11 protein-coding genes and 1 pseudogene are annotated in these 10,156 nt (G+C 58.1%); 11 read left to right on the plus strand and 1 reads right to left on the minus strand.

Annotation, left to right across the window (positions count from 1 at the left end; genetic code table 11):
* The 4 genes and pseudogenes from BN1117_RS19910 to BN1117_RS16595 all read left to right on the plus strand — a co-directional run.
* Nucleotides 1-311, plus strand: a pseudogene (locus tag BN1117_RS19910) (hypothetical protein); the annotation flags it as partial.
* Between the two features lie 275 nt (nucleotides 312-586).
* Nucleotides 587-1,162 carry a CsgG/HfaB family protein gene (locus BN1117_RS16585; RefSeq protein WP_244463559.1) on the plus strand — a complete coding sequence of 192 codons (576 nt, stop codon included), beginning with the start codon at nucleotides 587-589 and terminating at the stop codon, nucleotides 1,160-1,162.
* A gap of 10 nt (nucleotides 1,163-1,172) precedes the next feature.
* A complete protein-coding gene (locus BN1117_RS16590; RefSeq protein WP_040099178.1) occupies nucleotides 1,173-1,526 on the plus strand; it encodes a DUF4810 domain-containing protein in 354 nt (117 codons plus the stop codon).
* Nucleotides 1,523-2,176 carry a DUF799 domain-containing protein gene (locus BN1117_RS16595; RefSeq protein WP_040099180.1) on the plus strand — a complete coding sequence of 218 codons (654 nt, stop codon included), beginning with the start codon at nucleotides 1,523-1,525 and terminating at the stop codon, nucleotides 2,174-2,176. The genes BN1117_RS16590 and BN1117_RS16595 overlap by 4 nt, the downstream gene beginning before the upstream one ends.
* 109 nt (nucleotides 2,177-2,285) lie before the next feature.
* On the opposite strand, the gene BN1117_RS16600 is transcribed toward BN1117_RS16595, so the two are convergent.
* Nucleotides 2,286-3,290 (minus strand): substrate-binding domain-containing protein, encoded by a 1,005-nt coding sequence (locus BN1117_RS16600; protein ID WP_040099182.1) that lies wholly within the window; start codon nucleotides 3,288-3,290, stop codon nucleotides 2,286-2,288.
* 434 nt (nucleotides 3,291-3,724) lie between these two features.
* Between BN1117_RS16600 and BN1117_RS16605 the strand changes: the two genes are divergently transcribed.
* From BN1117_RS16605 to glpG, 7 genes are all read left to right on the plus strand, one after another.
* Nucleotides 3,725-4,846 (plus strand): branched-chain amino acid ABC transporter substrate-binding protein, encoded by a 1,122-nt coding sequence (locus BN1117_RS16605; RefSeq protein WP_040099184.1) that lies wholly within the window; start codon nucleotides 3,725-3,727, stop codon nucleotides 4,844-4,846.
* A 64-nt stretch (nucleotides 4,847-4,910) separates the two neighbouring features.
* Complete coding sequence (gene livH, locus BN1117_RS16610; RefSeq protein ID WP_040099186.1) at nucleotides 4,911-5,837, plus strand: high-affinity branched-chain amino acid ABC transporter permease LivH; 927 nt, start codon at nucleotides 4,911-4,913, stop codon at nucleotides 5,835-5,837.
* An 82-nt stretch (nucleotides 5,838-5,919) separates the two neighbouring features.
* Complete coding sequence (locus BN1117_RS16615; protein ID WP_040099187.1) at nucleotides 5,920-7,188, plus strand: high-affinity branched-chain amino acid ABC transporter permease LivM; 1,269 nt, start codon at nucleotides 5,920-5,922, stop codon at nucleotides 7,186-7,188.
* A 100-nt stretch (nucleotides 7,189-7,288) separates the two neighbouring features.
* Entirely contained in the window at nucleotides 7,289-8,062 is a 774-nt protein-coding gene (gene livG / locus BN1117_RS16620; protein ID WP_040099189.1) for a high-affinity branched-chain amino acid ABC transporter ATP-binding protein LivG, read from the plus strand.
* 16 nt (nucleotides 8,063-8,078) lie between these two features.
* Nucleotides 8,079-8,780 carry an ABC transporter ATP-binding protein gene (locus tag BN1117_RS16625; protein WP_040099191.1) on the plus strand — a complete coding sequence of 234 codons (702 nt, stop codon included), beginning with the start codon at nucleotides 8,079-8,081 and terminating at the stop codon, nucleotides 8,778-8,780.
* Nucleotides 8,781-8,906: 126 nt separating this feature from the next.
* A complete protein-coding gene (gene glpE, locus BN1117_RS16630; RefSeq protein WP_005307320.1) occupies nucleotides 8,907-9,230 on the plus strand; it encodes a thiosulfate sulfurtransferase GlpE in 324 nt (107 codons plus the stop codon).
* Nucleotides 9,231-9,256: 26 nt separating this feature from the next.
* Nucleotides 9,257-10,090, plus strand: coding sequence for a rhomboid family intramembrane serine protease GlpG (gene glpG / locus BN1117_RS16635; RefSeq protein WP_040099193.1), 834 nt, complete (start codon nucleotides 9,257-9,259; stop codon nucleotides 10,088-10,090).
* Nucleotides 10,091-10,156 lie beyond the last annotated feature (66 nt).

Below are 10,156 nucleotides of genomic sequence, written 5' to 3' on the forward strand. Positions count from 1 at the left end.
CCCTTCTCCCGCAAGGGGAGAAGGGAGCAACCCGTAGGTTGGTGCTGAACGAAGTGAAGCCCAACGTTTACCGCGAAAGCTACCTGCCATTTTTTACGATAACAGCCAAATTCCGGGACACCTGCCGTGCCTCACTGTCGCCGAGACGCTCCAACTCCGCCAGCATATGGCCGGTGCAAAGCGCAGCAGCGCCCCGGCATCGAGCCGATCCTCCGGCTTGCCTGCCGCTGCAACAGCTGGATCGCGCCCAGATCCACCACCAGCTGGAACAGCTGGTGCACGCCGCCAGCGAGATTGGCAACAGCCGCTAAGTCTGCGCCAGTACACTGGTGGACCATCCCCATCCCTTTCGCCCGGATGAGATCCGGGCTCAACACAGCCACAAAGTACTTATCGCTGAAATCTATTGAGATTATTTCGTCAGAGGCATTCTCGATGTACTATGAAATGCACAAAAAGCACTAATAATCATAAACTTAATAAGGCTGTCATGACAAAGTATCACATTGTAGCTGTGACTATCGCAGCAAGCTTGGCACTTGCGGGTTGCGCAAGTGAATCCTCCCGAACACTGGAAGTTGCCAAAGTGGCCTCCTACCAGAGCCAATATCAAGGCGCTCGCAGCCCGATCTCCGTTGGCAAGTTTGATAACCGTTCCAGTTATATGCGCGGTATCTTCTCCGATGGCAACGACCGCCTCGGCAGCCAGGCCAAGACCATCCTGATCACCCATCTGCAGCAAACTGGCCGTTTCAGCGTACTGGACAGAGCCAACCTGGAAGAGTTGCAAGCAGAAGCAGGGCTCAAGAAACAGGCACAGGCATTGAAAGGTGCCGATTACGTCGTCACTGGTGATGTCACCGAATTTGGTCGCAAAGCGGTGGGAGACCATCAACTGTTTGGCATTCTCGGCCGTGGCAAATCACAAATTGCCTATGCCAAGGTCAACCTCAATATCGTTGATGTCAAAACCTCTGAAGTAGTGTTCTCATCACAGGGTGCGGGCGAATTCGAGCTTTCAAACCGCGAAGTGATCGGTTTTGGTGGCACTGCCGATTATGACTCCACCCTCAATGGCAAGGTGCTTGACCTGGCGATTCGTGAAGCCGTGAACAATCTGGTAGCAGGCATCCAGAACGGTGCCTGGCAACCGACTCGCTAAGGAGGGTCCAATGAACAGTATGCGTCAAGGACTCTGCCTGGCTGCAGCCCTATTCAGCTACGGCTGTGCGACACCACCCAAACCGCTGTACAACTGGGATGAGTATCAAGAGTCGGTCTACCAACACCTGACAGACCAGGATAATGGTGAGCAGATCGATCGGCTCGAGAAAAACCTGCAAAAAGCCAGCGGGAAAGGGGAGAAGGTGCCGCCAGGATTCCATGCTCATCTGGCCATGCTTTATGCCCAGCAGGGGCGCGATGACCTCGCGCTCGAGCATTTCGAGAAAGAGAAACAGCTCTTCCCGGAATCAACGACGTTCATTGATTTTCTGCTCACCCAGAAAACGGGAGCAGCCAAATGAAAAAGTTACTGATTGCTCTGACGGGCTCACTGCTACTAGCGGGTTGTGCATCCCAACAAGTAGCCTATGACTATGCCGCTTTTCGGGAAAGCCAGCCGACTTCTATTCTGGTGTTGCCTCCGGTCAACCACAGCCCGGATGTTAAAGCGGGTAACAGTCTGCTCTCCCAGAGCACCATGCCTCTGGCCGAGTCTGGCTATTATGTTTTTCCGGTCTCACTGACCAATGAAACTTTCCGCCAAAACGGCATGACGGTTGCGGAAGATATCCAGGCTCTGCCTGTCAACAAGCTGCATCAGATTTTTGGTGCTGATACCGCGCTCTATCTGGATATTACCGAATATGGTACCAGCTATATGGTGCTCTCGAGCGAAACGGCCGTGACAGCGAAAGCAAAGCTGGTGGACCTGCGCAACGGCAAAACCATCTGGGAAGGCACAGCACGAGCTTCTAGTGCAGAGCAGAAGTCCAATGGTGGTGGTAGCCTGGTTGGCATGCTGGTCGTCGCTGTTGTTGACCAGATCACCAACACTGTGATGGACAAAGGCCACGATATCGCAGGAATAACCAGTTTCAGATTGCTGAGTGCTGGTAAGCCCAATGGCATCCTGTACGGCCCCTACTCACCCAAGCACAACACGCAACAGTAACCTGTAGTGAGAGACTGGCTTACATGGCTAAAGCTCTTGCCCTCAGACCCGCATAAACAAAAACCCCCTCGTGACAGAGGGGGTTTTTCGTGTTGGCAACGGGCGCGGATTAACGCAGCGGTTTGACCGAGCGACGAACGATCAGCTCCGGCTGTACCGTCATCGACTCTACTTCCAGCTCCTTGTTGCGGATCCGGCTGACCAGATGTTTCACCGCCAGCTGGCCCAGTTCGGCCTTCGGATGACGGATGGTGGTCAGCGGCGGGCTGGAGAAGCGTGCCATCTCCACGTCGTCATAGCCGATAATGGAGATATCGTCCGGCACCTTGACTCCGGCCTCCCAAGCCGCGCAAATCGCGCCGATCGCCATGGGGTCGTCGAAGGCAAAGACCGCTGTCGGACGAGGCTGCAGGGCCAGGATCCGCTGCATGGCATCGAAGCCGCTCTGGCTCTCGTAGTCACCTTCAAAAATCTGTTCATCTTTGAGGGTCAGACCCTGCTCACCCAAGGCGTCGCGCACCCCGTCCAGTCGCTGCTGGGTGGTCGGCTTGGAGAGCTGACCCGTGATGCAGACAATGTCACGGTGCCCCAGCTCCAGCAGATGCTGGACGGCCATGCGGGCGCCGGTTCGGGCGTTATCGTTGATGACGTTGGCGAAATCGCACTCCGTGCCCCAATCCAGTACCACCTGCGGTACGTTCTTGTGGATGCGCAGCATGTCGCGCAACGGTGTGTCGATGTCGGTCCCCAATACCAGCAGGCCATCCACCCGTTTTTCCATCAACATTCTCAGGTAATGCTGTTGGCGAGGCGGCTGGTTTTCGGTGTTGCAGAGGATCAGGCTGTAACCCTGTTCGAAGCAGTACGCTTCAACCCCTTGCACCACTTCTGCAAAGAAGGGGTTTACGCTGGTGGTGACCAGCATGCCAATGGTCTTGGTCGAATTTATTTTAAGACTGCGCGCTACCGAGTTGGGCGCGTAGTTGAGTTCTGCCACCGCCTCAATCACTTTCTGGGTCGCGTCTTCGCTGACCCGCCGAGTGTGGTTGAGCACATGTGAGACGGTGGAGATGGATACGCCTGCGCGGGAGGCGACATCCTTGATAGTGGCCATCTCTGTCTCCTGACTGTCAAAGGCGGAACATTAGCAGATTTCCCGAATAAAGGCTTGGTTTTAACGAGCTCTGCCACGGAATTGTCAATGCCGGCTAATTTAGGCGCTCATTTCTGTTTGCGCAAATGGCAGGCGGTCAAAATGAGAGCAGCATCAGATTAAAATATCGACAGACCAATCCTCTAATGTTTATCAGAGCCACCTGTCGTTATCAGGATGTTAAGCCGACAATTTGAGATTAAGTTCTGATTATTTTAAAATAACAGGTCATTTATTTCAAAATAACCCGATCAAAACCACCTTGGTTAGTATCTTTAACAGCTTGTTATTGCCCCGTGAGGAATGATAGAACCATACCTATTACCGGATGCACGGGATGTCGATCCGGAATGGCACGCGTAAATGAAACAATCCACTGATTAAGGGATGAATCAATGCATAAGTTGAGCAAAATTACAGTTAGTGCAGCGGTTTCTTTGGCTCTGTTTGGATCGATCACCATCGCCCACGCGGCAGACACCATCAAGATCGGCATCGCCGGTCCGGTCACCGGTCCGGTAGCCCAGTACGGGGACATGCAGTTCACCGGCGGCAAGATGGCGGTCGAGCAGATCAACAAGGCTGGCGGCATCAATGGCAAGCAGATCGAAGCCGTCATCTATGACGACGCCTGCGATCCCAAACAGGCGGTAGCCATCGCCAACAAGGTGATCAACGACGGGGTCAAGTTCGTGGTTGGCCATCTCTGCTCCGACAATACCTTGCCCGCCTCCGACATCTATGAAGATGAAGGGGTGCTGATGGTCACCCCGGCCTCCACCAACCCCAAGATCACCGAGCGCGGTTACCAGCTGACCCTGCGCACTATCGGGCTGGATAGCGATCAGGGCCCGACCGCCGCCAAGTACATCATCGAGCAGGTCAAACCCCAGCGCGTGGCCGTCATCCATGACAAGAAACAGTACGGTGAAGGGATCGCCTCCAGCGTCAAAGCTGCCCTCGACCAGGCTGGCGTTAAAGTGGTGGCTTTTGAAGGGATCACCTCCGGTGACAAGGATTTCTCCGCTCTGATCGCCAAGTTGCAGAAAGAGAAGGTCGATTTCGTCTACTACGGCGGCTATCACCCGGAGCTGGGGCTGATCCTGCGTCAGGCTGGCGAGAAAGGGCTGAAGGCCAAATTCATGGGCCCGGAAGGGGTGGGCAACAAGGATATCTCCGCCATCGGCGGCCCGGCTTCCGAAGGGCTGCTGGTCACCCTGCCCAACAAGTATGATCTGGTACCGGCCAACGCCCCGCTGGTCGAGGCCTTCAAGGCCAAAGGCCAGGACTCCTCAGGCCCGTTCGTCTGGACTACCTATGCCGCAGTACAAACCCTGGCTGCCGGTATTGCCAAGGCGGGTGCGGATGATCCGACCGCCGTGGCGGCCGCCATCAAGGCAGCCCCCATCGATACCGTCATGGGCCCGCTGAGCTGGGCCCCCAGCGGCGATCTGAAAGGCTTTGAATTCGGCGTGTTCCAATGGCATGCCGACGGTACCTCCAGCCAAGTCAAATAATCTGCCGGTCGGGGTGACATGAGTCACCCCTCCTTTCTTTGCGGGCAAGCACAGGGAACGTAGTATGTCCGAACACCTTCTTTACCTGATCCAGCAGTTGCTGAACGGGTTAACCATAGGCAGCACCTATGCCTTGATCGCCATCGGCTACACCATGGTCTATGGCATCATCGGTATGATCAACTTCGCCCACGGCGAGGTCTACATGATCGGCTCCTATGTCGCTTTCATGGTGATGGCGGGGCTCATGATGATGGGCATCGACAGCACCTTTCTGCTGCTGGGGGGCGCCTTCCTGGTCAGCATCGTTATCACAGGCAGCTATGGCTGGAGTATCGAGCGGGTCGCCTATCGGCCACTGCGGGGCGGCAACCGATTGATCCCCCTGATCTCCGCCATCGGCATGTCGATCTTCCTGCAAAACATGATGCGGATGGCCCAGGGTTCACGTGACATCGCCATGCCCAGCCTGATCTCCGGCGGCTGGAGCCTGGGGGGTGAGGATGGTTTTCAGGCCAGCCTCTCCTACATGCAGTTAATCATCTTTGTGGTGACCTTTATCACCATGCTGGCGCTGACCCAGTTCATCAACCGCTCCCGTATGGGCCGCGCCTGCCGTGCCTGCTCGGAAGATATCAAGATGGCCAACCTGCTGGGGATCGACACCCATGTGGTTATCTCCATCACCTTCGTGCTGGGTGCCGCTCTGGCGGCCGTGGCCGGGGTGCTGCTCGGCATGTATTACGGCGTCATCAATCCCTATCTCGGCTTTATGGCCGGTCTGAAGGCTTTCACTGCCGCGGTATTGGGTGGTATCGGCAGTATTCCGGGCGCCGTACTGGGCGGCCTGCTGCTGGGGGTGGTTGAAGCGCTCACCGCCGGCTATCTCAGCACCGAGTACAAGGATGTGATGGCGTTTGCCCTGCTCATTTTTGTGCTGCTCTTTATGCCGACCGGCATTCTGGGTCGTCCGGAGGTCGAGAAGGTATGAAACGCCAATCTATGCATGCTCTCGTGCTGCTGTTTATGTCCATATGCAGCATTCTCGGCCGTCCGGAAGTGGAGAAAGTGTGATGAAACAACAATTTATCCACGCCTGTATCGCCAGTCTGGTACTGCTGGTGCTCTCCTTCTGGCTGCTCGGCTTCAAGCTGGAGACCGATGGGCCGCGCCTGCTGGTGGTGAGCCGCCTCGATGTGTCGCTGGCCTGGCTGCTGGGGGGTGCCACCCTGGTATTCTGGTTCCAGATGCTGCGCGGCCAGATAGCCCGACTGTTTCAGGCCTCCATCAGCGGCTTCTCGGTCGGCTTCACCAAGCTGGTGCTGCCAAGCCCGGAAGAGGCCCCCAAGCTCTATAACCTCACCGCCGTGCTGGTGCTACTGTTCGCGGTGAGCTGGCCCTTTATGGCCTCTCGCGGCGCCATCGATCTGGCCACACTGGCCCTTATCTACATCATGCTGGGTCTGGGTCTGAACGTGGTAGTGGGCCTCGCCGGCCTGCTCGATCTCGGCTATGTCGGCTTCTATGCGGTCGGCGCCTACAGCTATGCCCTGCTCAACAGCTATTTCGGACTGAGTTTCTGGGAATGCCTGCCCATCGCCGGTGGTCTGGCGGCCCTGTTCGGCTTCCTGCTCGGCTTCCCGGTACTGCGGTTGCGGGGAGATTATCTGGCCATCGTCACCCTGGGTTTTGGCGAGATCATCCGCATCCTGCTCAACAACATGACCAGCCTGACCGGCGGCCCGAACGGGATCTCCGGCATTCCCAAACCGACTCTGGGTGGTCTGGAGTTCAACCGCACCGTCAAGGATGGCGGCTTCGAGACCTTCCACGAGTTTTTCGGCATCGCCTACAACGCCAACCACAAGGTGATCTTCCTCTATCTGATGGCGCTGGTGCTGGTGGTGGCAACCCTGTTTGTCATCAACCGCCTGCTGCGGATGCCCCTTGGCCGTGCCTGGGAAGCGCTGCGGGAAGACGAGATCGCCTGCAAATCCCTGGGGCTCAACCCCACCATCATCAAGCTGACCGCCTTCACCATAGGCGCCACCTTCGCGGGCTTCGCGGGGAGTTTCTTCGCCTCCCGTCAGGGCTTTATCAGCCCGGAGTCCTTCATCTTTATCGAGTCGGCCATCGTGCTGGCGATTGTGGTGCTGGGCGGCATGGGCTCCCAGATCGGGGTGGTGCTGGCTGCCATCGTGATGACGGTGCTGCCGGAGCTGGCCCGCGAGTTCAACGAGTACCGCATGCTGATGTTCGGCCTCTTGATGGTGTTCATGATGATCTGGCGGCCACAGGGATTGCTGCCGATGACCCGTCCGCATCTGGAGTTGAAGAAATGAGTACACATCAGAAGTTCATAGATGTCTCTGAGCTGTCGATGCGCTATGTGGCTGAATGGCTGGCAGTGACTCGCTCCACCTTGAATAGGGAGCTGAAAAAATGAGTGCCAATCAGAAGTTATTGGAAGTCTCTGATTTGTCGATGCGCTTCGGGGGCCTGCTGGCAGTCAACGGGGTCGCGCTGGATATCGAAAAAGGGGAAGTGATCTCCATCATCGGCCCCAACGGAGCAGGCAAAACCACCATCTTCAACTGTCTGACCGGCTTCTATCGCCCCAGTGGCGGCACCATCCGCTACCAGGGTGAGGAGATCCAGGGGCTGCCCGGCCACCTCATCGCCCGCAAGGGCATCGTGCGCACCTTTCAGCACGTGCGGCTGTTCAAGGAGATGACGGTAGTGGAAAACCTGCTGGTGGCCCAGCACAGGCACCTCAATACCGGCTTTCTCGCCGGTCTGTTCAAGACCCCCTCCTTTCGCCGTGCCGAGCAGGAAGGGCTGGAACGCGCCGCCTTCTGGCTGGAGAAGGTGGGCCTCAAGGATCTGGCCAACCGCGCGGCGGGCAATCTGGCCTATGGCCAGCAGCGCCGCCTCGAGATCGCCCGCTGCATGGCGACCAGACCCGAACTGCTGATGCTGGATGAGCCGGCGGCCGGCCTCAACCCCAAGGAGACCGACGAGCTGAACGCGCTCATCACCAACCTGAGGGACGAGTTCGGGGTCTCCGTTCTGCTGATAGAGCACGATATGAAGCTGGTGATGGAGATCTCCAACCGCATCTTCGTGGTCAACCAGGGCACGCCGCTGGCCCATGGCAAACCGGATGAAATCCGCAGCAACCCGGCAGTGATCAAGGCCTATCTGGGCGAATCGTAGGACCCAAGGAGTCACGATGTTAGAACTTCGCAACGTATCGACCCACTACGGCAAAATTCAGGCGCTGCACGACGTCAGCGTCGAGGTGAAAGAGGGGGAAATCGTCACCCTGATCGGCGCCAACGGCGCGGGCAAGACCACCTTGCTGATGACCCTCTGCGGTGAACCCAAGCCCAGCAGCGGCTCTATCTGGTTTGAAGGGGAACAGATCAGCTCTCTGTCCACCGCTCACATTATGCGCAAGGATATCGCCGTGGTGCCGGAGGGGCGCCGCATCTTCGCCCGCCTGACGGTGGAGGAAAACCTGCTGATGGGGGCTTTCTTCGTCGACAAGACCGAGCAGCACGGGCTGCTGGATCAGGTGTTTACCCTGTTTCCGCGCCTGCATGAACGGCTGGCGCAGCGGGCGGGCACTATGTCGGGCGGCGAGCAGCAGATGTTGGCCATCGGTCGTGCCTTGATGAGCAAGCCGCGCCTGCTGCTGCTGGATGAACCCTCGCTGGGGCTGGCCCCCATCGTCATCCAGCAGATCTTCGACACCATAGAGCAGCTGCGGCAGAAAGGGATGACCATCTTTCTGGTGGAGCAGAACGCCAACCAGGCGCTCAAGCTGGCCGACCGCGGCTATGTGCTGGAGAACGGCCACGTGGTGCTGCAAGACACAGGCACAGCCCTGCTGGCCAACCCAGCAGTGCGCCAGGCCTATCTCGGCGGCTAAAACGGCGTGTCGATGCTCATCCGTCACCATAAGGGAGCCGCCGGCTCCCTTATCTTTTGTGGGGTTAGTTTGCGCCCAAGCTTGCGGTACACTGGCCCGTAATCAACCTATTCGCAGGACATGTTAATGGACCAGTTTGCCCATATCAGTGCCCATGATGCCCACCAGAAGCTCAGCGCCGGTGAAGCTCGCCTCGTGGATATTCGCGACCCTCAATCCTTTGAAACCGCCCACGCGGTCGGCGCCTTCCACCTCACCAACGGCACCCTGGTGCGCTTTATGAACGAAGTGGATTTCGATACCCCGGTCATCGTGATGTGCTATCACGGCAACAGCAGTCAGGGGGCCGCCCAATACCTGCTGCAACAGGGTTATGACGAGGTCTACAGTCTGGATGGCGGCTTCGAGGCGTGGCGCCGGGAGTTCCCGATCCAGGCGGGCGACGCATGACAGGAGCAGACCAGGCTGCATCTGGCATGATCCAGTTGCTGGTGCTCGACAATGCCCGCATGGCGCAGGCGCTGGTGGACTATCTGGCGACCCTGGGGATCTCCTGCGAGCTGACCCAGTCAGAGCTGGGGGTCACCCTCTGGCTGGCAGATGAGCGGCGCCTCGCCCAGGCCCAGCTGGAGGTGAAGCGCTTCCTGGCCGAGCCGGATCATCCGCGCTATATGGAGGCCTCCTGGCAATCAGGCAGTGCCAATGCCCGTATCGACTACAGCAAGGGGATGACCGACCCCATCACCGACTTCCTCCATCAGGCGGGGCCACTGACCCTGGTGGTGATCATCGCCTGCCTCGCCATCTACGGGATCGAGGCCATCGGCCTGCCCATTTTTGATCAGCTGGCGTTCCACCCGACCCTGACCCAGTTCACCGACTGGCAGGCGTGGCGCTACTTCAGCCCCGCCCTGATCCACTTCTCGGTGCTCCATCTGGTGTTCAACTTGCTCTGGTGGTGGTATCTGGGGGGCCAGATCGAGCAGCGGCTCGGCAGCGGCAAGCTGCTGATCCTGCTGCTGGTAGGTGCCGCCCTGCCCAATCTCGCAGAGTTCTTTGCCAGCGGCCCGTTGTTTGGTGGCCTCTCCGGCGTGGTCTATGCCCTGCTCGGCTACTGCTGGCTGCGCAGCAAGTTGCAACCGGCCTGTGGCCTCACTCTGCCACCGGCGCTGATGGGCTTTATGCTGTTCTGGATGGTGCTCGGCTTCTTCGACATGCTCGGCACCCGCACCGCCAACATGGCCCATCTGGTGGGCTTGCTGGTCGGCCTGCTGCAAGGCTGGCTGGATCGCAACCACCAGCCGAACTGATTTTTCAGCTATCGCAGAAACGAGAACGCCGCCCAGAAGGGCGGCGTTCAGACTGCTGACAAACCC

The organism is Aeromonas australiensis, from assembly GCF_000819725.1.
Classification (GTDB): Bacteria; Pseudomonadota; Gammaproteobacteria; order Enterobacterales; family Aeromonadaceae; genus Aeromonas; species Aeromonas australiensis.